Here is a 24,815-nt window from a genome sequence, read left to right as displayed (position 1 = left end):
AAACGCGTTTGTGCGTCAAGGGATTACATGGGCGCCGGGTCGGCTCGGCGGGAGCGGGACGCCACCAGCACCAACCCGACGGTGAAGATGATCGCGGTCAACCAGGGGAAGCCGCCGGACGGCGCGAAGCCGTCGGCGGAGATGAAAGCCAGCGAATACGCGGCCAGCGCTGTGCCGACCAGCATGACCGGCGCGGTCCAGCGATCGCCCAGCGGAACATCGATCATCGGTAGCGGCGCCGCGAACAAGCGCCGCAGCCAGAACAAAATCGCCATCTCCACCGCCATCGCCGCGCACAGAATCAACACCCAGGCAATCCGCATCAGCCACCAGGCCGCCGTCGCTTGCTCAGGCTGCGGTAGCAACCCCGACGGATAGGCAACGACCGCCACCACGATGACCGGCACCATATGCCACAAGTACAGGGCCATCACGTTGTTGTTGGCCACCGCCACGATGCGCCGGAGCCGTGGTCCGCTCAGCGCTCGATCGATCGGGGGGGCTAGCGCGACCGCGATGCCTGCTTGGGCGCACCCAAACGCCACTAAAGCCAGCGTGGGCGGTGTGCTGTTCTGCACGACCTGTCCGGGGACGCCGATCATGCTGGGCGGATAGGGACCCAGCCAGATCAGCAGCGCCAGGGCCGCCGCCGATCCCGCCGCCAGCAATAGCGGTCGGCGGCCGTTCAACCGCCCGGCGTGCCAGGTGATTCCGAGTTGGTAGAGCATGCCCCAACACAGCAAGTAGTTGATCCAGCCGAGGCGAGGGACATGCCCGCCAATGGTTACCGCGTCGACCACCGCCACTCCGGCGGCCATCGCCGCCGGTACCCGCAGTCCCCAACGATCATGTGCGGCAATCGCAATCGGTGTCAGCGTCACTACCACCAGATAGACTGCCAGGAACCACAGATGCATGGCCAACGCCCAGCCCGCGTACTGCAACACCGAACCAGGCATGCCCAGGCCGAGGAGTGTCAATACCAGAGCGAAAATCAGTCCGACGTACACTCCCGTCGGCCCGAGCACTCTGGCGATGCGGTGCCGGACCCAGCTCTGCCACGGTTCGCCCCCGCGCTCCTGCTGGCGTCGCCAGGACACCGCTCCCGCGTAACCGGCCACCAGAAAGAACGCCGGCACAGCCTGGAAGGGCCAGGTGGCCCACTGGGTCCACGGCAGGTCCACCAACGGGTTCTCTCGGCCGAATTGGCCGTTACGGTAGGTGATGGAGCTCAGCAGCCAGTGCCCGAGCACGATGAGGCCCACGCCTGATACCCGGTAGTAGTCGACCGCCAGATTGCGGACGGTTCGGCCGGGTGCTGCGCTGCTCATCGTGCCGAGCCTAATCGTCGATGGCTGCCTGGTGGACAATGTCGTTATGCGAAAAGCACGGTTGGGTGAGGTTAGTGTTGGCCGGATCGGCCTGGGCGCAATGGGCATGTCCGTCGCCTATGCGGGGGCCGGCAGCGACGATGCCGAGTCGATCCGCACCGTGCACCGCGCGATCGACCTCGGCGTCACATTGATCGACACCGCCGAGGTTTACGGCCCTTACCGCAACGAGGAACTGCTCGCCCGTGCCCTGCGGGGCCGACGCGATCAAGTGATTCTGGCGACCAAGTTCGGCATGATCTCCCACACCGGGCGCAACGGTCTGGACAGCAGTCCCGCCAATATCCGCCTCGCTGTGGACGGCTCGTTGCAGCGACTGACAACTGACCATATCGACCTTTACTACCAGCACAGGTTGGACCGCGAGACTCCCATCGAGGACACGGTCGGCGCGTTGTCGGAGTTGGTCGTGGCGGGCAAGATTCGGCATATCGGACTCTCAGAGGTGGGGGTGCAGAGCATCCGCCGCGCCCATGCAGTTCACCCGATCACCGCGGTGCAATCTGAGTACTCACTGTGGACCCGCGACCCCGAAAACGCGGTGCTGCCGCTACTTCGAGAACTCGGTATCGGGTTCGTCGCGTATTCACCTGTTGGCCGCGGGTTTCTCACCGGTGCAATACGTTCCCCCGAAGCGATTCCCGACACGGACTTCCGCAAGACCAACCCGCGGTTCACTGAGGAGAATTTTCAGCACAATCTGCGCAGCGCGGATCAGTTACGCACCATCAGCGATGACGTCGGCGCCACCTGCGCTCAGGTCGCGCTGGCCTGGTTGCTGGCCAAAGGGCGCGACATCGTCCCGATCCCCGGCACCAAACACGCTGCGCGCGTTGAAGAAAACGTGGGTGCCGACGAAGTGGAACTCTCAGCAGAACAGTTGGCACAACTGGACAACCTACTTGCGCCGGCGGGGGATCATCACAGCGCGGCGCAACTGCAGTGGATCGATCGCGACTAGATGCCGATTAAAGCGCGCGAACCATCGCCGCCGCGCGGACTTCCTCTCGGACGGTGAATTCCACCCGCACAGTGTCGCCGTCGATCTGGTAGCGAAGGCTCAAATCCTCACCGAACCTGATGGGACTGCGGTATTCGAGCACCGCGCGGTACGGCCGCTGGTCCAGGGCGGGTATCTGGCCGAGGATCTCGTGTACGCCATGCCAATAGATGGTGTTGTTGACGTGCTCGAATAGGTCGATGTCGGTGCGGCGCAACGGAAACGGAATTGTGGCCGGCGCCGCTTCGGCACCGATCGATTCAGTGAGCCACGGCCGCCACTTGAGTCGGTGATCGTCGGTCGTCGAGCCGAAGCGCCGCACACAGTCGTCTGTGAGCCGCGACGGCGTCAACGTGTCTTTATTCATGCAAATCCAGAAGCCCTCGGTCTCGATCCGCCCGCCCTGGGTACCCAGCAGTTGCACGCGCATGTTGCACCAACGGCTGGAAAGGCCGGCGCACCAACGTCGGAACGTGATTTCACTGGGGATCTCGATCGGCTCGAGCACATCGACAACCGTGCGCAGCACTATCCAGTGTGGATGAACTTCGGCCAACTGCGAATCCGCGAGGTGCTCGGCGCCCACTTCCTGGATATAGCGGGCTACCCCGTCCAGGCGTAGCCTGCGATGCTCGTCAATGTCGGATGTTCCTAGCCGCCAACCTGTTTCGTACACGTACCCTTGGTTGGGTGCCGCAACGAGGGGGGTCATCAGCTCGGCCGGGGACAGCTCAGGCATCGTCGGCCTCGCTGCGCAACTTGTCCAGCTGCTCGCTGGCCAGGTTCAGACGCTTCTGGAACATCGAGACCACCCGCTCGCGTACCCGCGGCTTGTGCGACAGCGGAGGCAGCAGTTCGGCCAGCAGATTCAGACGCGCGTCGGCCAGCCAGTCGCTCAGGTCGGGGTCGTCGAGCCAGCGGGAGAAGTTGCGCAGGTCCGACTGGGTGAGCCGCAGCCAGTCCACGTCCCGCTCGGGGTGCGGAATAGGTTCGCACAGCAAGTTCTTCGCCGTATCGTCGTCGTAAGTGCACTCGAGGTGGGCGATGAACGCGGCACTGAAGACCTGCTGGCAGCTGCGCACCGCCTGCAGGGTGATCCGGTGGCCGTCGAAGACCGGCATCGCCGGACGTTGCGGCGCACCGTCGGCGGTGCAGTCGATGTAAAGCGCCGACGGTGCGGAGGTGATCGTCCCTTCGTCGAGCACGATGGCGGCGGGCTCGATGCGCTGGACGTGGCCCATTCGGATCACGTCCTCGATTCGGCCGAGCTGTTCGTACTCGGGTCGCGACACGGTCGCGCACCGGTACATCGTCGGTCGTACTGACCGGTCGAGCCGAAGCAACGTTCCCGCCGCCTCGAGCCGCTCGAACAGGTCGTCGATCGACGTCGCGGCATCGATCGAGTCAAGCGTCGCGGCGTAGTTGTCCCGGAATTTCTTGATGAACGCCGGCCCCGGTTGCAGCGTCGCCCGGTCGATCCACCACGAATCGCGTGGCATGATCCAGGTGAGCCGCTGGGGGTCCACCCCGTTGCGCAACAACCACAGACAAACGTCGATGCCGGTCTTGCCAGCGCCCACCACCACGTAGCGCTCGCGCGCACCGTGTTTGGGGAGGTCGTTGGGTGGGATGCAGTCGACGCCCGGCGCGACGCCATAAGGCGGGGGCCGCATCGACGGCACCACCGCTCGCAGGTACGTGGCATCGACGATGCGCCGCGCGACGCTCACTTCGTATTCGGTGCCGGCCAGCGTACGGAATCGTCCGTCCCCGAGATACTGCGACATCGGGAAGTACTCGACACGCCCCGAGGGCAGCAACTGCTGTTGCATAACGGCGTCGAAATACGCGCAGATCTCACCGACCGGGGCGAGTTCGTTGAGACCCTGATTCCAACCGACACTATCGATAGTGTTGTTGCCCAACCTTCTTGAGTTCACTCCGTAATATGCCGACGGCTGATGCAGCCGCACGAAGGGGTACGCGGTGGTCCAATGGCCGCCCGGTTGATGTGCTTGGTCGACGAGTACGGCACGGGCCTGGGATTCAGCGACGAGCGTGTCGGTGAACGCCATCCCCATAGCACCGGCACCGATCACGAGGTAGTCGGTGTCCAACTTCTGGACATTCATCTGTGGTGCACTCTCAACGGCCTCCCTGTTGCGTCACGATAGCGCGTCACCGCGAGGCAGATGCGACCGCGGCCGCCCGCGGCAACCGAGTAAGTTTGCCGGGATGAGCGCCGATCTCACCGTTGCAATCGCGGACGGTGTTGCGCTGCTGACACTCAACCGGCCCGAACAGCGCAATGCCTACACGGCGGAGATGGGCGCGCTGCTCAACCGGGCGTACCGGCAATGCGACGACGACGACGCCGTGCGAGCCATCGTGCTCACCGGGGCGGGGAACGCGTTCTGCGTCGGTGCCGACTTCGCTGCCGAGCGAAGTCCGTTCGACACCGCGCCCGACGACTTCACCGCGGTACCAACCGACCCCGCCGCGTTCGAACTGCGCACTCCGGTCATCGCTGCCGTCAACGGGCATGCCATCGGAATCGGGCTGACCATCGCGCTGCAGGCCGACATCCGCATCTTGGCCTCAGACGCCAAATATGCGGTGGCACAGGTGCGGCGTGGGGTCATGCCGGACTGCATGTCGCACTGGACGCTGCCGCGGCTGGTCGGTGGCGCGGTCGCCGCGGACCTGCTGCTGACCGGCCGCGCTCTCGACGGGCGCGAGGCGGTCGCGGTGGGGATGGGCACCCGCGCGTTGCCGGGCAGCGAGGTGCTCGACCACGCCATGACCGTGGCGCGCGACGTCGCAGTCAACGTCGCCCCGATGTCGGCCGCACTGAGCAAACGCCTGCTCTGGGACACCATGAGCTACGGCTACACCCCACGCCAGGTCGCCGATCTGGAAACCGCACTGCATCACCGGTTGCTGGGCAGCGCCGATGCTCGCGAAGGTGTCGAGGCTTTCCTGCAGCGTCGGCCCCCGCACTGGAGCACATCGGTGGCGCGTGAGTGGCAGCCATTGCCGACCCAAGGCGAAGGGACGTTGCGTTGACCAGCTTGAGGAGCAGACTGATGCCGGCGCTGCTTCGCTTCACCGGCCGGACCCGCGCCTACGAAAGCGCCGAGACGGCTCGGGCGCATATTGAACAGCGCGCCGTGGAACGGCAACTTTTCGGGCCACCGCCTCGGCTGCGACGGGACGTCGCGGTGGAGTTCGACTACGGATCGGGGTGGCCCGTCTATACCCTGACCCCGAAGAGAACCAAGGCCGGCCACACCGAACGGACTGTCATGTACCTGCACGGAGGCGGGTGGGTTAACGAAATCACAAGCCAGCATTGGAAGTTGGCGGTGCAGATCGCCGCTGAATCGTATGCGGAGGTGATCGTCCCAATCTATCCGCTGATCCCGTTCGCCACCGCCGCAGAGGTTTTGCCGGTGATCGTCGATATGGCGGTACAGCACCTGTCCCGCGGGCGCAGCGTCCGGTTGGCCGGGGATTCGGCCGGGGGGCAGATCGCATTCTCGGTGGCCCTGGTGCTGCGTGACGAACACAGCGTGGTGATCCCGCAGACCGTGCTGATCTCCCCGGTGCTCGACCTCTCCTTGTCCAACCCGTTCATCGGCGTAGTCGAGGATCCGTGGTTGGGTCGGGATGCCCTCCAGGTCTTCGCCGACCACTGGCGCGGCGAGTTGGCGTTGGACGACCCGCGGGTGAATCCGATGGCGGCAGATCTGAGGGGTTTCGGTTCGCTGACTGTGTTCAGCGGCACCCGCGACATCCTCAACCCCGATACCCGGCTGTTCGTCGAAAAGGCCGCTGCCGCAGGCGTAGACGTTGATTACCACGAGCAACCGGAGCTGCTGCACGTGTATCCGCTGACGCCCACTCCGGAAGGCAGGGCGGCGCGTGCGGTCATCGTCGAACGTCTCGCCGGGCCATGAGCGTCGACGAGCCGTATTTCGACCTCGGTTCCTACCACCGCCCAGTCGGGACCCGATCCCCGCAAGCGCAGACCTGGTTCGACCGCGGCCTGGTGTGGGCGTACGCGTTTAATCATGAAGAAGCGATCCGATGCTTCGAACGCGCACTGGATCACGACCCGGACCTGGCCATCGCGCGATGGGGTATCGCCTACTCGGTCGGGCCCAACTACAACAAGGCGTGGGCGGCGTTCGACCTCGCCGACCTGGCTGTGTCACTGGCGCGGGCACGTGCCGAACTTGGTCTGGCCGCGCACGGTCGGGCCACCACTGTCGAACGGGGTTTGATCGCCGCGCTGACGGCCCGCTTTCCCGCCGACGACCTGGACGCCGGTCGGCGTGCCTACGCCGACGCGATGGCGGAGCTGGCCGCCGCTCACCCCGATGACGTCGACGTACAGGCGCTGGCCGCCGACGCGCTGGTCAACCTGACCGCGTGGGCGCTGTGGGACACCGCCACTGGCGAGCCGGCCCCGGGATCACGCGTGATCGAGGCCAGGCGGATTTTGGAGGCGGCGCTGGCCGGACCGTCGGGCCGCACCCATCCGGGGATCCTGCATCTGTACCTGCACACCATGGAGATGTCGCCGACGCCAGAGGTCGCGCTGCCGGCGGCGGACCTGCTGCGGGAGCTAGTGCCCGACGCCGGGCACCTGCGCCACATGCCCAGCCACATCGACGTGCTGTGCGGCGACTACCGCAGCGCCGTCGAGTCCAACCATGCTGCAGTGCAAGCGGATCGGCTATTTGTCGACCGGGCTGGCCCGCTGAATTTCTACTCGCTATACCGGGCGCACGATCTGCATTTCATCGTGTACTCGGCGATGTTCCAAGGGCAGTCGCGGATTGCGCTGGCCGCCGCCGATGAACTCGCGGCGCAACTGACACCTGAGCTGCTGGCGATCGAGTCTCCACCGATGGCCGATTGGCTGGAGGCGTTCGTGCCGCTACGCACCCACGTGCTGGTGCGCTTCGGCCGCTGGGACGAGCTGATGGCGCAACCGACGCCGCTGGATCCGGACCTCTACTGCGCCACCGCAGCAACCATCTGTTACGGACGCGGTGTCGCGTTCGCTGCGACCGGGCAGCTCGACCGGGCCGAGAGCGAGCGTGTCGCGTTCAGCCAGGCCTGCGCCCGGGTGCCGGAATCTCGGTACTTGTTCAACAACACCAGCCGTGACATCTTAGCGGTGGCCGCCGCCATGCTCGACGGCGAGATCGCTTATCGTGCAAAGCGTTTTGACGAGGCATTCGAGCACCTGCGCCAGGCTGTCGAGCTGGACGACTCGTTGCCCTACGACGAGCCGTGGGGCTGGATGCAACCGACGCGGCATGCCTACGGCGCTCTGCTACTCGAGCAGGGCCACCTCGACCTGGCCGCGGCGGTGTATGCAGCCGACCTCGGCCTGGATCCCACGCTGGCCAGGTGCTGCCAGCATCCCGGCAATGTGTGGAGCCTGCACGGCTATCACGAATGCCTGAAACGGTTGGGGCGCAACGACGAAGCTCTGATCATCGGCCAGCAGCTCCGGCTCGCCGTGGCACGTGCCGACGTGCCGATCCGGGCGTCGTGCGCGTGCCGGATCGACACGTTCTAGAGTGCTGAGCATGACTGAGCACGCCGCGAGCGGCTTCGTATCGATTCCCGAAGGAGCGCAAGGGCCACTGTCCGCCAGCGGAGGTCGGTTGTTGGTCACCGGCGTCGACGCCGACGGATGCTCCTGTGTCGCGCAGCACGGCCCAGTAACGCTGCAGGGCTTTCCCGGCTTCGAAGGCATCTTGTACTCGGTCCTCTATGGCGCGCCGGCGGCTGCGATCTCAGACGGCGGCCGGCGCGCCGATCTCCTGGATCTTGGGGTAGCTCCTGGCGCGATCAACTGGAAGATCATCGACTACGGGCCGGGCGTGGCGTTCTCGATGCACCACACCGACACTGTCGATCTTGACCTGGTGATCAGTGGATCCGTCGAACTGCTGCTGGACGACGGCGCGCATCCGCTGGAAGCCGGTGACACTGCGGTGGTCACTGGCGTAGATCACGCCTGGCGCACTGGGCCGCGCGGATGCCGGCTCAGTGTCATCTCATTAGGTGTCTCGCCGTCGCAGAGTCCGAGCGTGACACTTGAGGCTAAATTTGTATAGGCCGCGTCCCCTGCCGTAGCCTCGGATTTCACGAAGAAGGGCGTCCGAAAGTGAGTGAACTGCGCGATATCCGGGAACTGGCCGACGATCCCGACGCCTACCGCGACGAGCTGTTCCGACGCTGGACCGGTCTACTGAGCTACCGCTACATCGGCCGCAAGCACTCGTCGATGGACCTTGGTGAGGTCGACAACACCGTCACCATCCGCCGCGACATGCGCAACGAGTCCGGCGGCATCATGGTTGCCCCACTTGCCATCTCGTCACCGGAGGGTTGTCAGACCGACATGGTCGCGGTGCCCAATCCGGTCATCGCGTCGGTGCAGATCATCGACCCCGGCTACGACGTCAGCCGCGTCGAGATCGTCGACTCGGGCATCGTGCACCAAGGCCGCACGATGGGTTACGGGCGTTGCAAGATCGTCGACGCCGACAACCCGGACCGGGTGATCGCCTTCAACGAGGGACAGGGTGCTACCATCGGCAAACCTCCGGAAGGCCTTGACCGGATGGATGTTTCAGGTACCGAGCTGATAATCGAGGATTCGCCTGACCTACCACCGCTGTGGTCGGCATTCGGTGCCAGCAAACGGGTCGACGGCCATTGGGTGCTGCCGGCGCTGAGCGCGGAATTCGCCTCGCCCGACGCCGCGCTGCACATCGGTCCGCAGCACGTCGTTCTGGAAACTGCCGCAATCGATCTCGCAGCCGAGCTGACCGGAACGCGCAAGGTGCAGGTGGTCAGCTGGCACGTGATGTTCATGTCGCGTGGCAAGGTGGGGCCATTCCGGGTGCAGGGCACCGCGCATGCCGGAGGGCAGGGACGAATTGGCGTACGGATGCAGCTGCACGACGAAGGCAATGCCGATAAAGCCGTTACTTCGGCGGCGGCAATTTTCGATGTGGTGAATTAATCTCGGCGGCCGCGGCATTACGCAATTTCGCAGCATATCGGTCGGGGCCAATCGGACTCCATTGTCCCGCTGAGTGATTCGAGTGAAACGGAGTTGGCGTAACTCCCTGTGCACAGCATTCCCGGTCGATCTGAACTATGTGTGCGAACAACATGAAAACAATATGAGAAAAATTTTTCCGATCGCAAATCGCGTTTACGCGACCCTCTGATCCCATGCGGTGTTTTACTCGAAAAAGCGTCGAAGTCGTGCGAGCATTTGCCGATATTCCAGAAGTTGCCGAGTGGGAGGTCCACGATGACGTATCTGATCGCCGCACCGGACCTGATTGCGACAGCCGCGGCGCAGGCGGCGGGTGTCGGTTCATCGATCAGCGCGGCCAACTTGGCGGCGCTGGCCCCGACCAGCACAATGTTGGCTGCCGCGGCCGACGAAGTGTCGGCAGCGATCACTTCGCTGTTCTCCGGACACGCCCTGGAATACCAGGTGCTCAGTGCGCGGGTGACGGCGTTTCACGAAGAGTTCGTCCAAGCGTTGAACGCGGCCAGCGGGGCATACGCAGCTGCGGAGGCGGCCGGTGCTGGCCCGTTGCAGGGTGCCGTCGACCAAATTCTGGGTGTGATCAACGCGCCCACCAACCTGCTGCTTGGGCGTCCGTTGATCGGCGACGGGTTTAACGGGGTTGACGGCACCGGACAGGCGGGCGGCGACGGCGGGATCCTCTGGGGCAACGGCGGCGCAGGTGGGTCGGGAGCGATGGGTACGCAGGGCGGGCGCGGCGGCAACGCCGGGTTGATCGGCAACGGCGGAGTCGGCGGCACCGGCGGTTTCCGCAGTGGCACCGGCGGCGCCGGCGGTACCGGCGGGTTGCTGTGGGGCAATGGCGGCGACGGTGGCACCGGCGGAATCGGCGGATGGATCAACCCCGCCGGGGCCGGTGGAATCGGTGGCCGCGCTTTGTCATTGTTCGGCACCAACGGCGCGACCGGCGCAGTCGGACCTTATTACACCGGCCTGATGATGGTTACTCCGGAGGAGTTGGCCATCCTGCAAGGTGTCGCACCGGATGTGAATTTCCTGCTCATCGGCACCGACGGCACGAATTTGGCCAGGGTCCTGGCCGACCCCCTCAACGTAAACTTCCGCGAGCTGATGTCGCAGAGCGTCACCTCCGCTTCGACGATCGTTGGGCACACCACCGTCTCGAACCCGTCGTGGACGACCATTCAGACCGGCGTGTGGAGCGAGACGGCAGGCGTGACCAACAACGTCTTCACCCCGTGGACCTACGACAACTGGCCAACGGTGTACAACCAACTCGAAGGCGCCTACGGCGACAACATCAACACCACCGTGATCGCCAACTGGCCTGTCATCACCGACATCGCCGGTGCCGGCGCGCACCCCGCCGACAATATCCACTTCGTCCCGCACGCCGCGAGCGACACGTACTGGGTAGCGTCGCAGAACGAAGTTGCCGCACAGACAATTACCGCGATTCAGACCGCCGACCTGTCCAAGGGCAATTTCATATTCTCCTACTTCGTGGGTGTCGATGAAATCGGTCATCAATATGGTGGTGCATCGCCGGAATACGCGGCGGCTCTTCGCAACATGGATATGAACCTTGGTTCTCGAACCATGGGTACTGGCCTGATGGGAGCGGTTGAGGCCAGCGGCGAGGATTGGAACGTCCTGATGGTCACCGACCATGGTCATATAGATCCCAACCAGTTCAACCGCGGTCACGGATTCCAATCACCTTTGGAGACAGCGACATTCCTGATCTGGGATCAGGCAGGCTCGGTAGCTCCTGTCCAAAATGGGCTCATCAACAACTCTTGGCAGATCGTGAGTACGACGCCAACCGTTTTGGATTCTTTCGGCATTCATACGCCTGCCTATATGCAGGGCGCGCCGCTGACGTCCACCGTCTTCGACGGCACCTACGTCAATCCCGGCTCAAACTTGTTCAGCGTGGTCAGCGCCGACTTCGCGGCGCAGGGATATCCCGACGTTGCGACCAATTTGACCTTAGACTCACGCACCGTCGCGGCCACCATTCCCTACCTCGTCTACGACCCGATTCAGGGCATTGTCGACGCCGTGCCCAGCTTCCTGCAGGTGCCGGTGTCCTGGGTGGGTGCCGGCGTCTATCAGACGCTGAACATCCCCGCGCAGATCTTTGTCCGGTTCACCGGGGTGACCGGCAACCAGATCATTCCGCCGGTGCTCAACCCATTCATCTAGCCTCTTCATCTAGCACAGCGCGGGACCCCGAATCACACCGAAGCCAGCGGTGTCGAGTCTTTGGCCTGTTGCTCGGCAGGCTTGGGCCAGGGGGACGGCACCGGGCGTTGCCGAACCCGCTGCGGCCACCAGAACCACTTGCCCAGCAGCGCCGCGATCGCCGGCGTCATCAACGACCGCACTATCAGGGTGTCGAACAATAGACCCAATCCGATCGTGGTGCCGACCTGGCCGATCACCGTCAACTCGCTGACCGCCATCGTCATCATGGTGAACGCGAACACCAGACCCGCGGAGGTCACCACCGAGCCGGTGCCGCCCATCGCCCGGATGATCCCGGTGTTCAGGCCGGCGTGGATCTCCTCTTTGAACCGGGCCACTAACAAAAGGTTGTAGTCGGCGCCCACCGCCAGCAGGATGATCACCGACATCGCCAGTACCATCCAGTGCAGTTCGATACCGATGAGGTGCTGCCAGATCAGCACTGAGAGTCCGAAAGACGCACCCAGAGAAAGTATTACGGTGCCGACGATCACCGCCGAGGCCACCACACTACGGGTGATGATCAGCATGATGATGAAAATCAGGCACATGGAAGCGATTCCGGCGATCAGCAGGTCATAGTTGCTGCCATCGCGCATGTCCTTGAAGGTAGCCGCGGTACCGCCGAGGAGGATCTTCGAGCCCTCCATCGGCGTGCCCTTGAGTGCCTCGTAGGTGGCCTTCTTGATCGCGTCGATGTGAGCGATGCCTTCTGCGGAAAGTGGATCGCCGTCGTGGCTGATGATGAAGCGCACTGCGTGACCGTCGGGCGAGATGAAGTTTTTCATGCCCTTTTTGAACTCGGGGTTGTCGAACGTCTCCGGTGGCAGGTAGAAGGAGTCGTCGTTCTTGGAAGCGTCGAAGGCCCGGCCCATGGCTGCGGAGTCCTGTTGGGCCCGCTTCTGCTGATCCAGCAGACCCTTCTGGGTCGAATACATAGTCAGCATCATGGTTTTCATGTTTTTCATGTTCTGAATCATCTCGGGCATCAGCGCGTTCATCCGCGGCATCAGCGTGTCGAGGTGATCCATCACCGGCATCAAGCTCTGGATGTCGTCGGTCATTGTGTCGATGCCGTCAAGCGCGTCGAAGACCGACCGCAACGAATAGCAAACCGGGATGTCGTAGCAGTGCTTCTCCCAGTAGAAGTAGGCCCGGATGGGTCGGAAAAAGTCTTCGAAATCGGCCATGTGGTCCCGCAATTCGGCCACATCCATTGTCATGGAGTGCATCTTGGCGACCATGATGTGCATGTCGTTGGTCATCTGCTGGGTGATGTCCTGCATCTGGATCATGCTGTCGATGGTCGTCTGCATCTCTTCGGATTGCCGCTGCATGTCGGCGATCTGGTCTTCCTGGTACTTCTGTGTCATCTGTTGGCTGACACCCTGCATGCTGATCTGGAACGGGATCGAGGTGTGCTCGATCGGCGTGCCCTCGGGCCGGGTGATGGCCTGTACGCGACTGATGCCGGGAACCGTGAAGATCGCTTTGGCGATCTTGTTGATCACCAAGAAGTCCGCCGAATTGCGCAGATCGTGGTCGCTCTCGATGAGCAGCAGCTCGGGGTTCATCCGGGCCTTGGAAAAGTGCCGATCGGCGGCCGCGTAGCCGGCGTTGGCCGGCAGGTCGGCGGGCAGGTAGTTCCGGTCGTTGTAGTTGGTCCGGTATCCGGGCAGCGTGAGCAAGCCCACGAGTGCAACGCCGATGGTCAACACAAGTATCGGGCCGGGCCAGCGGACGACAGCTGCACCGATCTTGCGCCAGCCGCGAATGCGCTGTGCGCGCTTAGGTTCGAGCGTCTGACGGAAGCGTGACGCCACCGAGATGACCGCGGGTCCAAGCGTCAACGCCGCGAACACGACGGTGACCATGCCGATGGCCAACGGGATGCCCAGAGTCTGGAAGTAGGGCAAATTCGTGAAGTGTAGGCAGAAGGTAGCGCCGGCAATGGTTAGGCCCGACCCGAGCACCACGTGGGCCGTGCCCTCGAACATGGTGTAGTAGGCGTCTTCTCGGGATTCTCCAATGGCTCGGGCTTCCTGATATCGCCCGATCAGGAAGATCGCGTAGTCGGTGGCGGCCGCGATCGCCAGTGTCACCAACAGGTTGGTGGCGAACGTGGAGAGGCCGATGATGTTGTGGTAGCCGAGGAAGGCGACCACGCCGCGCGCGGCGGCAAGCTCGAACACCACCATTGCCAATGTGAGTAGCACGGTAATGATCGAGCGGTAGACCATCAGCAGCATCGCGATAATTACGACGAACGTCGCGGTCTCGATCAGCTGCAGGCTGCGGTCACCGGCGAGGTGCTGGTCGGCTTCCAGGGCCGAGGGGCCGGTGACGTACGCCTTGACCCCGTGAGGTGGCGTGAGGCTCTTGACGATTGCCTGGACCGCCTCGACCGAGTCGTTAGCCCTGGTCTCGCCCATGTTTCCGACGAGGTAGACCTGCACGTAGGCAGCCTTGCCGTCATTGCTCTGCGCACCAGCGCCGGTGAGCGGATCACTCCAGAAATCCTGAACGTGCTCAACGTGATTGGTATCGGCCTCGAGCTTTCTAACCATCTGGTCGTAGAAGGCATGCGAGTCGGCGCCGAGGGGATTCTGGCCTTCCAGCACGATCATCACCGAGCTGTTGGACTTGTATTCCTTGAACACCTCACCCACGCGCTTTGTCGCGATCACCGATTGAGCGTCGTCCGGGCTCATCGAGACCGAACGCATCTTGCCGACCTCGTCGAGCTGGGGGACCAGGACGTTTACGGCCGCGATGAGTCCGATCCAGCCGAGAATGATCGGCACGGCAAACGTGCGAATGAAATGCGCGATCTTCGGGCGCGACTTGTGCTCGACGACCGGGATGGCATCGGTGGGTGCGTCTTGAGTGGGAGCGCTCATGCGGATTTCACCATGCAAGAGGTCAGGGCGTGCACGCCGGTGGATGTCTGTTCGTCCTTGATCTCGTCGTCGACGGTGATGCGGCACCCGAGCACATCCCCATCGCTCTGCGCCGAGATATTGGGGAAGACCGAGGGGGCGGTGGTGCTGAGTACCAAAGACCAGGGCAGCGGCGCGCCGTCTAATCGCTCCGGTGAGGCACTCAGGTCCAGGTAGTTGATATTGGCGCGGGTGGCCGAACCGAAGATCTCGTACTTGACCACCTTGGGCTTGAAGGGTTTGGAATCGTCTACCTTTGCACTGGTCAGCGTGTCGGCATTGTCGGCGGCGTAGAACGACTTAACCCGGGCCACGGCAAATCCACCGATGGCCACCACTGCGGCGATCAGCAACGGCAACCAGGCGTTGCGCACGATTTTCGCCATCTGCACTTACCCGAGCCTTTCTTGACGACACGACGAGATGCGGTGCGCTGCATACGATTTGCCGGACCCGTCCGTGACGCAGCCCGAGACGGCCCGATGCGTTATGGACGCTGCTGACCGGACCATCCATACATCATCTGCATATTTTGCAGACTATGCAAGTTTCTGTAATCCCGATCACGCTGTCACTTGGTGAAGATGCTGTTGACAAGCGTCGCAGCGCGCTCCACGTAGGGCATCGGCGTGTCGCCGGCGTCCTCCGGCGGGCTGCTCGACCACCGCTCGATACCGGAACGTACCGCGGTTAATGCCAGCGCGGAAATCAGCGCGGGAATCTCGTCGTCGGACGGCAGGCCCTGGCGTTTGGCGACAATATCGTTTAGTTGACTTTGAAAGCGCTCCAGGTCGGCGAGGAAGGCGGCAAGTACGGCAGGTGTGGTTTTGGCCAGATCGAGCATGCAAACGGCCTGCTCACGCTGGGGGGGCATGTCCCGAAGGTGGTGTGCCGCCAGGGTGATCAGCTCGTCCAGCACCACTGATAGGGGGGCCGGTCCGGCGGCGACGAACTCATCGGCCAACTCGGGCGGTAGGTCCGACGGGCCGTAGGCGATGGCGGCTTCCTTGTTGGGGAAGTAGTTGAAGAACGTACGGGTGGAGATTCCGGCCTGGGCGCAGATCTCTTCGATCGTCACCTTGTCCCAGCCGCGGGCCTGCGCCAGGCGCACCGCAGCACCGCGGATGTCCGCGCTTGTTTGGCGGCGGCGTCGCTCGCGAAGACCCAATGGATTGGCCATAGCTTCCAATAATTGCACGTTCTGCACATTTTGCACTCCTGTCGTGCGTCACACCCGTGCTCCGCATGGTGGGAGCTACCGCTTTCCCCAGTCCCACGGCGGGGTGGTCAGCAGGGTCTGGCCGATGATCCGCGTCTCGCCAAGGTCCTTATACAACTCGATTCGGATTGTGTCGTCGCCCTGCAGGTTTTCCAGCAGTGAGCTGGAGTGGGTGACCACCACAACCTGGGTTTGCTTGGCCGCGACACGGATCAGCGACGCCAGCGGACCGACCAGACTGGGGTGCAGCGAGGTCTCCGGTTCGTTGAGGACCATCAGCGACGGTGACTGCGGGCTCAACAGCGCGGCTGCCCATAGCAGGAATCGCAGTGTGCCATCAGACAATTCGGCTGCTCTCAGTGGCCGCAACATGCCTGGTTGTTGCAGCCGAAGATCGAACAGGCCATCGTCGACGTCGATTGCGATGGTGGCGCCGTCGAAGGCTTCGGCGACGGCGCGGTTCAGATCGTCGAATCCGGCCTCGATGATGGTCTGGATGGCTGCAGCCAGATCGCGGCCGTCGTCGGAGAGCACCAGAGTGCGGGTGCCCACCTGCCGTTGTCGGGCGGGTGCTGCGGCATCGACGCGGAAGCCGTCGTAGAAACGCCAGCCGCGCAGCCGTTCCCGCACCGCAGCGAGCTCCGGAAGTGCTTGCGGATGAGCGTATTCGGTGAGCACGCTGCGGTAGGGCGGCAGGTTGCGGGTGAGCTCGTCGAAGCCGCGGCCTGAATCGCTGATCACTTCGGCGAATTCGCGCGTTCGTTGCACCAGTGCTGTGCTGCGCCGCAATACCGGGCCGGCGAACAACACCTCGCGCTTGATCTCTGGATCGTGCGAGAACTCGCTGCGGTAGCCGGCCATCTGCGGTATGCCAAGGTCGGTCAAGTAGCCGAAATCGTCTGCAGCGAAACCGAGTCCGAGAGAAACTGGGCGCGTGCGCACGGTACCTTGAGTCTTCCCCTGACGGCGTGCGCCACCGAGTTGCTCGGGCCCGGCCCACAGCGCTGATTGCAGCCCACCCTCGCGAGCCAACGAGCCGATCACTTCGCCGCGACCGCAATCGGCCAGTAGGCGCAGCGCCCGATATACCGAGGACTTGCCGGTGCCGTTGGCGCCCGTGACGACGGACAGCCGGCCCAGCGTCATCACCACCTCGCGCAACGAGCGGTATCCGCGGACCGCGATCGTCTGGAGCATAGAGAAAACTCTAGTGGCGCCCTCTGACAATCAAGTCAGCGCGGAAGATTCAGTCGGGCAACGTGTTTCCACAATGTTTGTGCGGACGTCTACGCCGCCGCGTGCGTGAACACAGTACTTCCGCCTGGCACGGTGTAATCGATATAGATGGGTTGTTGGTAGAAGGGCCAGAATCCGGTGTTCATCAGGCCCGAGGAGATGACGGTGGGTTGATAGTCATTGGTGGTAAACGAGTACAGCTTGACGGTCATAGCCTGGTCAGCCCACACCGTGTAAGTTCCGGGCGGCAGTGTGGAGGAGCCGCCAATCACCGACGATGGCATCGTTCCGAATACACCACCGGAATCGATGATCGACGGTACTGTGACCGGCGTGCCGCTGCCAGTTAAGGGAGTGGACACGTACAGGGTCGTGATCGGCGAGCCACCTGGAACGACGACGTTGGAGGGGTTCGCCAACGGGTTGGGGCCAAGCACCATCCGATCGCCCGGAATGTCGATCAATACTCCTTGATTGAGCGGCGATGGCAGCGATTGGTTCGGAATGGTCGGACCCGGACCGACCGCATTCGGCCCCAGCCCCAGCACGCCGTCGACGCCGGCGGAAGCGAAGTAGGCGTCGAACGGGGTGGTGAAGGGGTTGGTCAAGAACGCTTTGAAGTACGCGGACAATGCGTAGGGCGACGTCGGAATGGAGAGCAGGACGACGTTCACACTGGTGGGCGGGGTCACGATGCCGTTGCCGAAGTCGACCGTGGTGGGGTACGTCGCGTACAAGTAAGTCAGGCCGCCGCTGTAGGCGCTGACGTTAAACCCGGTGGGCAGACCCATGTGCAGCAGTCCCGGTAGTCCGCCGATGTTGTTGATCGACATGACCAGCCCTTGCGACCCGGTGTCGACCAGGATTGGCGTGTTGCCGCCGCCGTTGACATTGAGGTTTACCACCGGTTCGGTTCCGGCGACTAGCGACATCGGAACGGTCTTGCCGTCCAGGCCGGCGCCGCTGAACCCGTACTGGCCGTACAGCCATCCGGCCGTTCCTCCGGCGCCCCCTATACCGAGGAGATTTGTGCCATTGACGCCACCCGCCCCGCCGTTGCCGCCGTTGCCGATCAGCCAGCCGCCGTTGCCGCCCGGGCCGCCAGCACCGCCGTTGACCCCGCCAGTCCCGCCGGCACCGCCGTTGCCGATCAAGCCGGCTGAGCCGCCCGCCCCGCCGGTTAGCCCCGATCCTGTCTGCGAAAAGCCGTTACCGCCGTTACCCCACAAAATCCCGCCGGCCCCACCGTTCGGACTGGCGGCTGTTCCGTTGGCGCCGTCACCGATCAGCGGCCGACCCAACAGAAACTGGGTGGGCGCATTGATCACGTCGAGCACCGGGTCCAGGAGCGATGCCGCGGTAGCTTCGGCAGACGCGTACGATCCGGCCGCGGAGCCCAGCGACTGCACAAACTGCTGATGGAACGCGCTGACTTGCAGGTTGAGTGCCTGGTATTCCTGGCCGAAGCCGCCGAACAGTGTCGCGATGGCGGTGGACACCTCGTCGGCTGCTGCGGTGGCAATCCCGGTGGTCGGCATGGCGGCAGCCGCGTTCGCCGCGGACAGTGCGGAACCGATGTTCTCCAGATCCGCTGTCGCCGCGGTCAGCCAGTCCGGGGACACGGCTAGAAACGACACGTCACCCCCTAACGTCGATCACCGCTGTGCGCATAGAGCCTATCCAGTTCCCGCCCCGACATCTGGGGCTTTCAGCACACCGGTGTTGGTACGTCAGATACTCACATAAATTGCCGCTGCGGGCAGCGCAAACGGCGCATCCGCCACACCGGTTTCCGCTGGCGGATGCCACTGGCGCCGAAAGTGAACGTCACGGCCGGACACGCCGATCAGCCGTCGCAAACTTCACGGTCGGCGGGTGGCAAGCGCTGCAACCTGCGCATCAAGGATCTGCCAAGGCCAACAGTGGACCGTCTAACCCATGAACACGATCGAGCTTGGCATCGTCGGAGTCGTCGTCGGAACTTTCGCGTGGTTGTTGGCCCGCTACGCGCCCAAGGCGGTGCCGGGTGCGGGTCTGGCGGCTCAGGGCGTGCTCGGTGTGTGCACCGGCCTGCTGGTTCAGAACATCTCGTTTACCGCGCTGGGTTCGCAGTGGCCCATCGTGGTTGCAGTCGCTGTCGGCACACTGCTCATCAGCGTCGCCGGCGGTGCCTTGCTGGGTATGCACCGCGACGTGAGCCCCCTGACTGGCGGGCTTTCACTGGTTGCCGGCGGGTCATCGGGGTTGGTCTCGATTGCCCGGGAACTCGGCGGCGACGACCGCGTGGTGGCGGCCGTGCAGTACCTGCGCGTCGCGCTGATCACCGCCGCGATGCCCCTCGTCGCGACGGTCTTCTTCCACAGCGCCGGTGGTTCGGAGGCGCAGTCGGGCGAAACTTCTTCTATCGCTTGGTATTTCGAACTGCCGCTAATCGCAGTCATCGTCGTGGTCGGGACGGTGGCCGGTCGCCGGGTGCGGCTTCCGGGAGCCGGATTGCTTGGCCCGATGGCGATCACGATCGTGCTGGGATTCTCCGGGCTGACGGCAGGCTTCACCGTTCCGATCATGCTGGTCCAGGGCGCGAGCATCCTGATCGTCTGGCAGACGGTGCTCGACTTCGACCGTGCGTCGCTGCGGGCGATCAGGCGGATCCTGCCCGGAGCGTTCGGCCTGATCATGGTGCTCAACGTCATCTCGGCAGGCATGGGTGTACTGCTGGCCAAAGTTGCGGGGCTGAGCATGCTTGATGGATACCTCGCCACCAGCCCAGGCGGCATCTACGCGGTGCTGGGCACCGCCGCCGGGTCGGGCTCCAACGTGACGTTCGTGATGGCGACCCAGGTGATCCGCGTGGTCATGATGCTGTTCGCCGCGCCCTTCATCGCTCGGGTGTTCCTGCGCTTCACCCCGCAACAGCCGCAAGAGGCCGCGTTCGTTACGCCGAGCCGCGAGCTCGTTGCTGCCTGAAACCCCCAGCCGACGCCCCCGATCAGGTCCGGATCGGGGGCGTCCGGCTTTTGAGCTGCGGTTTGACGCCGGATAACAGGTAACCAGACGAGGCCCTTCGAGCCTAGTCGGACGGGTGCAAGGTCCCTGCAGCACGCTTTTTAGAAATTCCCAAGCGCCTCAATCCAAACTCATAGAAACGTACCAATGCGAGACAAAGGGGATGAGATCATGGGTACAGCCACCGAGACCCGCAAGAGGATCGAGCTGCTGATGGGCAACGACTCAGCCAAAGCGCAGTCGGGCACCCAGCGTGAGCCGATCGCCGGACCGTCAGCCTGGAATCGCGACAGCATCCACGCCTGGGACTACCTGATCGGTGTCGGACCCCGCCAGGTCGAAGCCTGCCTGCGCATCCGCGACGGGCTGCGTTGCCGCGGCCGCCGGCTCGACACCATCACACCGGCGGACTTCCAAGAGCCCGAGCTCGTCGAAATCGCCCGTGCCATGCGCCACTGCCTGCGCCTGGGCCCCGGCTTCTGCGTGCTGCGTGGCCTGCCCTTGGAGGGCTGGACGGACGAGGAAGCCTCGATGCTGTACTGGGGTCTGGGCACCTACCTGGGTGGGCCGCAGCCGCAGAACAAGCAGGGCGACCGCGTCTACTTAGTTCAGGACACTGGCCAATCGGTGGCCGAAGCCCGCGGCTCCAAGACCAACTCGGAGCTGATTTACCACACCGACTCCGCCTGCGCCTACGCCGGCAGCCGGCCCGACGTGCTGGGGCTGCTATGCCTACGCAAGGCCGTGTCGGGCGGGGAGTCGCTGATGGTCAGCGGTCACACCGCTTACAACGCGGTGCTGGCGAGCAACCCCGATCTGGTGGAGGAACTCTACGGGCAGTTCTGCTTTGACCGCTCGCACGAGACCGAGCCGGGTGAGGACCCGATCACCGAGGGTGCGATCCTCACCGACACCACCGACGGCGTCCGGATCCGCTACAACCGCCTGCACATCGAACTCGGCCACTACCGGGGCGGCCGGCCGCTGACCGACCGGCAGCGCCAGGCGCTCGACGCCTTCGACCGTGCCCTGACCGACCCGGCCAACGCCGTCGAGTTCACGCTGACGCCGGGTGACGTCCTGTTTGCCGACAACCACGTCACGCTGCACAACAGGCGCGCCTTCGTCGACGCCCCCGAGGTGGAGGCCCGACGCTGCCTGGTCCGCCTCTGGCTGGCCGGCGAACCGCGCAACTGACCGTCGACATATCGGCCTGAGCGGGCCTAGATTCACGCTGTATCGCATTGAGAAAGCACCAAGGCCCGCCCGGCACACTGCTGCAAACAGCACGACGATCACGGGGAGAGGCAGGACATGTTGAGGCGATTGGCGGCATTAACCGTGCGGCGCCCCAAGACAGTGTTGCTGGCCGTCATGGTCATGCTCGGTGTCAGTGTCGCGCTGGGCGGCTCGGTGTCGGACAAGCTGGGCACCGGCGGAAACACCGACCCGTCATCCGAGTCGTCGAAAGCCGACGAATACCTGGATCAGCATTTCGGCACCACCGCGAATCTGGTCATTCAACTGCTTCCGAGGGAGGGAACGGTCGAGGCTCCGGAGGTCGCGACGGTCAAAGATCGCGTACTGCGTGTCATCGCCGCCGAGCCGAAGGCAAAGGTCACCAGAGCGTTCGGCGAGGAAGGAACGTCGGACCTGCGCAGTAAGGACGGCCGATCCGGCCTCATCCTGGTGCACGTCGGCGGAACCTCCGACGAGTCTGCCGAGACGGCAAAGAGGATCATCGGAAATCTGCCACAGGACGCAAACGTCACGGTGCGCGCGGGCGGAGCACTCGGCGTGCAGCAGGAGATCCGCGACAAGGTCAAACACGATCTCAAGACGAGCGAGAGCATCGCCGTGCCGATCTCGCTGGCCGTTCTGGTGATCGTCTTCGGCGGTCTAATCGCCGCGGTGCTGCCGGTGGTGGTTGGCGTGGTCTCGATCGTCTCCACACTGTCGGTGCTGCTGCTGATGACGTCGATCACCGATGTGTCTGTGCACGCCCTGACCGTCACCACCGCGTTCGGGCTGGGGTTGTCCATCGACTTCGGCCTGCTGATGGTGTCGCGGTTCCGCGAGGAACTAGCCAACGGGAAGGACCACCATCCAGCCGTCATCGCCACTGTTAACACCGCGGGCCGGACCATTCTGTTCAGCGCGGCAACGGTGACTTTGGCCATGACCAGCCTGCTGGTGTTCCCCACCTACTTCCTGCGGTCCGTCGGCCTCGCGGCCACCGCCACGGTGCTGCTGTCGGCGTTCAGCGCAATTGTGGTGCTACCGGCGCTGCTGGCGCTGCTCGGAAAGCGGGTCGATTCCTTTTCGGTCATCCGCCGCAAGGTAGCGCCCTCCGCGGATTCGATGTTCTGGCGGCGTTTCGCCGAACTGGTGACGCACCGTCCACTGCTCTATGCGCTGCCCGTCGTAGCGTTGCTATTGGGCCTTGGCGTCCCGTTTCTCAACGTCCAATTCGCCACTCCCGACGAACGCGCACTGCCGGACAACTCCAGCGCGCGCCTGGTCGCCGAGTCGCTGCAGGGTGACTTTCCGCTGGACCCTTCGCAAGCGGTCACCTTGGTAACACGCAACGACGCAGGCGTGCTGCAAAGCCTCGCCCCCGACATATCCCGTATGGACGGCGTCGTCATGGTCACCGGCCCAATCGGCCGATTCGAGCATGGCCAGGCAGCGGGACAGACTCCGGCGGTATCGGGATCCAGCTACGCCATCGTCTACCTGTCGGTACAGGCGGATTCGGACACTGCCCAACACCTGGTCCGTGACATCCGGGCCAGGATCACCAACCACCAGGTCGAGGTGGGCGGTCCGACGGCCACGCTCATCGACAGTCAGTCCGCGATCGGCGACAAGCTTCCGTTGGCGATCGGCCTGATCGCGGGCGCCACGTTCGTCCTGCTGTTCCTGTTCACGGGCAGCGTTGTGGTCCCCGTCAAGGCGCTGCTGCTGAATCTGCTTGTCCTGAGCGGAGTCCTGGGCATCATGGTCTGGGTCTTTCAGGAAGGTCATCTGGCCGGGTTGCTGGGAATCACCCCGGCGCCACTGAACCTGTCCATGGTCGTGCTGCTGTGCGCGATCGCGTTCAGCTTGTCCGTCGACTACGAGATATTCCTACTTAGCCGAATAAAAGAGGCCCGCGACTCCGGGCTGTCGAACACCGCATCCACCGTCATTGGACTCGGCCGGGTGGGCCGGATCGTCACCAGTGCGGCGCTGTTGTTGACGATCACGTTGATCTCGTTCGCCAACGGACTGTCGTTCATGAAGATGTTTGGCATCGGCACGGCGCTGGCCGTCGTGATCGACGCGTCAATCATCCGCGGTGTCGTCGTGCCTGCCTTCCTGCAGCTCGCCGGTGACCTCAACTGGTGGGCGCCACGACCGCTGCGGTGGCTGCACGACCGCATCGGCATCAGCGAGGGCCCATCCGACGTCGAAACCGTCCTGCCCGCCGAAGCGGCTGCGCCGCAGGAGATGCCGGTGCAGCCCGCGGTCCCGGTGGTCGAGGAGGCCCTCTCCGAGCCAGGGATGCCCGTCCCGCTACTGGCTGAAGTCGAGGTCATCCCCGGTCAGCACCTCGTCTCCAACGTCAACGGCACCGTAATCGTCGTGGCCCACCGCGAACGGGCTCCGCTGTCGCAGCACTCGATCGGTTCGCAGCAGATGGCGGCGCTGGTCGACATGGTGGCGCGCACCGACCCGCAAAAGTTGGTTGCCGCGTTCGCAAAGCTTGCGCGAGAACCCTGGGATCACACCATGGTCGATATCGGCATCATCATGCCGACGGTGGCGGGCCTGGAAATCCTGCTTTGCGGCAGTGTCACGGTTGCGCTCGACAGCGGCTACGAGCAGACGGTGCTGCGTGGCCGTGGCCGGCTGGTGCACCGGTCGGTCCCGGTACCCGCCGTCGCGACCGTCATCACCGTCGACGAATTCGGTGTGCGACCCCATCACGCACCGGAGACAGGCGGTGTCTACAAGCTCACGGGAGGAACCGTGCCAGGCCAAGGTGCCGTGGTGTGGTCCACCCAAGTTGCGTCGGCGCCGCGTCCGGCGGTGGTGGCGCCGAACATTCCTTCGAACGAACCAAAAGCGGACGGCAGCAACAGAATTCCGGCCGCAGCGGTGCCTGGGGTCGCGCAGCAGCAGCGGTGGCTCTCCCTCGACGACGGGTCGCGCATCGACATTGACCGGGACTGCGTCATCGGCCGCGACCCAAACGGGTCGGACGCGGCGCAAAGTGGACTTCGCCCAGTCCGCATCGACGACCACTCCGGTGAAATGTCGCGGGCGCACGCAGAAGTGCGCATCGTCGGTGGGGAAGTGGTGATCATCGACCGCAACTCCACCAATGGGGTCTTTGTGCGCGAGTCGGCGCAGATGCGCTGGACCCGACTCACGCCGTGGGCGCCCAACCCGTGGCAGCCCGGCGCGTACGTGCAGATCGGCGGTCGGATACTGCGATTGCACGTCAGCGCTGACCATGCTGCCCCACACGGGCCCCGCGTACAGGTACATCACGGGGTGATGCGGCGGCCGCAGGTTGGCCAAGGCTACGGGCTGATCATCGCGAATTAGCGGATCCGCGTGCCGTCGACGCGGCCAAGGCGTCTACGAACACCGCACCCGCCCTACCTTCGCAGCGCTCTGTGCGGCCCTT

Annotated in this window: 18 protein-coding genes; 10 read left to right on the top strand and 8 right to left on the bottom strand. The window is 64.0% G+C overall.

The features are described from left to right. Window positions 1-23: 23 nt before the first annotated feature. Window positions 24-1,331, bottom strand: a complete 1,308-nt coding sequence (locus H0P51_RS16085; RefSeq protein ID WP_180913800.1) for an acyltransferase family protein — start codon at window positions 1,329-1,331, stop codon at window positions 24-26. A gap of 46 nt (window positions 1,332-1,377) precedes the next feature. On the opposite strand from H0P51_RS16085, the gene H0P51_RS16080 reads away from it, so the two are divergent. After that, window positions 1,378-2,352 (top strand): aldo/keto reductase, encoded by a 975-nt coding sequence (locus H0P51_RS16080; protein ID WP_180919008.1) that lies wholly within the window; start codon window positions 1,378-1,380, stop codon window positions 2,350-2,352. Window positions 2,353-2,359: 7 nt separating this feature from the next. On the opposite strand, the gene H0P51_RS16075 is transcribed toward H0P51_RS16080, so the two are convergent. Both H0P51_RS16075 and H0P51_RS16070 read right to left on the bottom strand, forming a co-directional pair. Continuing rightward, window positions 2,360-3,103: an acyl-[acyl-carrier-protein] thioesterase gene (locus H0P51_RS16075; protein WP_246398831.1), complete on the bottom strand. Its 744-nt coding sequence runs from the start codon at window positions 3,101-3,103 to the stop codon at window positions 2,360-2,362. Between the two features lie 19 nt (window positions 3,104-3,122). After that, window positions 3,123-4,523: an NAD(P)-binding protein gene (locus tag H0P51_RS16070; RefSeq protein WP_180913798.1), complete on the bottom strand. Its 1,401-nt coding sequence runs from the start codon at window positions 4,521-4,523 to the stop codon at window positions 3,123-3,125. A gap of 103 nt (window positions 4,524-4,626) precedes the next feature. Between H0P51_RS16070 and H0P51_RS16065 the strand changes: the two genes are divergently transcribed. From H0P51_RS16065 to H0P51_RS16040, 6 genes are all read left to right on the top strand, one after another. After that, a complete protein-coding gene (locus H0P51_RS16065) occupies window positions 4,627-5,457 on the top strand; it encodes an enoyl-CoA hydratase-related protein (protein ID WP_180913797.1) in 831 nt (276 codons plus the stop codon). A 20-nt stretch (window positions 5,458-5,477) separates the two neighbouring features. Further along, window positions 5,478-6,350, top strand: a complete 873-nt coding sequence (locus tag H0P51_RS16060; RefSeq protein WP_180913796.1) for an alpha/beta hydrolase fold domain-containing protein — start codon at window positions 5,478-5,480, stop codon at window positions 6,348-6,350. Beyond that, window positions 6,347-7,987 carry a tetratricopeptide repeat protein gene (locus tag H0P51_RS16055; protein WP_180913795.1) on the top strand — a complete coding sequence of 547 codons (1,641 nt, stop codon included), beginning with the start codon at window positions 6,347-6,349 and terminating at the stop codon, window positions 7,985-7,987. The genes H0P51_RS16060 and H0P51_RS16055 overlap by 4 nt, the downstream gene beginning before the upstream one ends. A gap of 10 nt (window positions 7,988-7,997) precedes the next feature. Then, window positions 7,998-8,531, top strand: coding sequence for a cupin domain-containing protein (locus H0P51_RS16050; RefSeq protein ID WP_246398003.1), 534 nt, complete (start codon window positions 7,998-8,000; stop codon window positions 8,529-8,531). A 50-nt stretch (window positions 8,532-8,581) separates the two neighbouring features. Further along, entirely contained in the window at window positions 8,582-9,445 is an 864-nt protein-coding gene (locus H0P51_RS16045; protein ID WP_180913794.1) for a hypothetical protein, read from the top strand. Between the two features lie 297 nt (window positions 9,446-9,742). After that, complete coding sequence (locus tag H0P51_RS16040; RefSeq protein WP_180913793.1) at window positions 9,743-11,695, top strand: PE domain-containing protein; 1,953 nt, start codon at window positions 9,743-9,745, stop codon at window positions 11,693-11,695. A gap of 32 nt (window positions 11,696-11,727) precedes the next feature. On the opposite strand, the gene H0P51_RS16035 is transcribed toward H0P51_RS16040, so the two are convergent. From H0P51_RS16035 to H0P51_RS16015, 5 genes are all read right to left on the bottom strand, one after another. Further along, window positions 11,728-14,637 (bottom strand): MMPL/RND family transporter, encoded by a 2,910-nt coding sequence (locus H0P51_RS16035; RefSeq protein ID WP_180913792.1) that lies wholly within the window; start codon window positions 14,635-14,637, stop codon window positions 11,728-11,730. Then, on the bottom strand, window positions 14,634-15,062 hold the full coding sequence (locus H0P51_RS16030) for an MmpS family transport accessory protein (RefSeq protein WP_180919006.1): 429 nt from the start codon (window positions 15,060-15,062) through the stop codon (window positions 14,634-14,636). The genes H0P51_RS16035 and H0P51_RS16030 overlap by 4 nt, the downstream gene beginning before the upstream one ends. A gap of 185 nt (window positions 15,063-15,247) precedes the next feature. After that, the gene (locus H0P51_RS16025; RefSeq protein ID WP_180913791.1) at window positions 15,248-15,856 is read right to left on the bottom strand and encodes a TetR family transcriptional regulator; all 609 of its coding nucleotides are present in this window, start codon (window positions 15,854-15,856) and stop codon (window positions 15,248-15,250) included. A 75-nt stretch (window positions 15,857-15,931) separates the two neighbouring features. Next, the gene (locus tag H0P51_RS16020) at window positions 15,932-17,092 is read right to left on the bottom strand and encodes an AAA family ATPase (RefSeq protein ID WP_180913790.1); all 1,161 of its coding nucleotides are present in this window, start codon (window positions 17,090-17,092) and stop codon (window positions 15,932-15,934) included. An 89-nt stretch (window positions 17,093-17,181) separates the two neighbouring features. After that, window positions 17,182-18,768, bottom strand: coding sequence for a PecA family PE domain-processing aspartic protease (locus H0P51_RS16015; protein ID WP_180913789.1), 1,587 nt, complete (start codon window positions 18,766-18,768; stop codon window positions 17,182-17,184). Window positions 18,769-19,069: 301 nt separating this feature from the next. On the opposite strand from H0P51_RS16015, the gene H0P51_RS16010 reads away from it, so the two are divergent. The 3 genes from H0P51_RS16010 to H0P51_RS16000 all read left to right on the top strand — a co-directional run bounded on the left by H0P51_RS16010 (window position 19,070) and on the right by H0P51_RS16000 (window position 24,733). After that, window positions 19,070-20,098: an AbrB family transcriptional regulator gene (locus H0P51_RS16010; protein WP_180913788.1), complete on the top strand. Its 1,029-nt coding sequence runs from the start codon at window positions 19,070-19,072 to the stop codon at window positions 20,096-20,098. Window positions 20,099-20,308: 210 nt separating this feature from the next. Further along, complete coding sequence (locus H0P51_RS16005; RefSeq protein ID WP_180913787.1) at window positions 20,309-21,334, top strand: TauD/TfdA family dioxygenase; 1,026 nt, start codon at window positions 20,309-20,311, stop codon at window positions 21,332-21,334. Between the two features lie 117 nt (window positions 21,335-21,451). Further along, window positions 21,452-24,733, top strand: coding sequence for an MMPL family transporter (locus H0P51_RS16000; protein WP_180913786.1), 3,282 nt, complete (start codon window positions 21,452-21,454; stop codon window positions 24,731-24,733). Window positions 24,734-24,815 lie beyond the last annotated feature (82 nt).

The sequence above is a fragment of the Mycobacterium vicinigordonae genome, from assembly GCF_013466425.1.
GTDB classification, from domain to species: Bacteria; Actinomycetota; Actinomycetes; order Mycobacteriales; family Mycobacteriaceae; genus Mycobacterium; species Mycobacterium vicinigordonae.
Note: the sequence above shows the minus strand (reverse complement) of the source record. Positions and strands in the feature narration are given on the sequence as shown.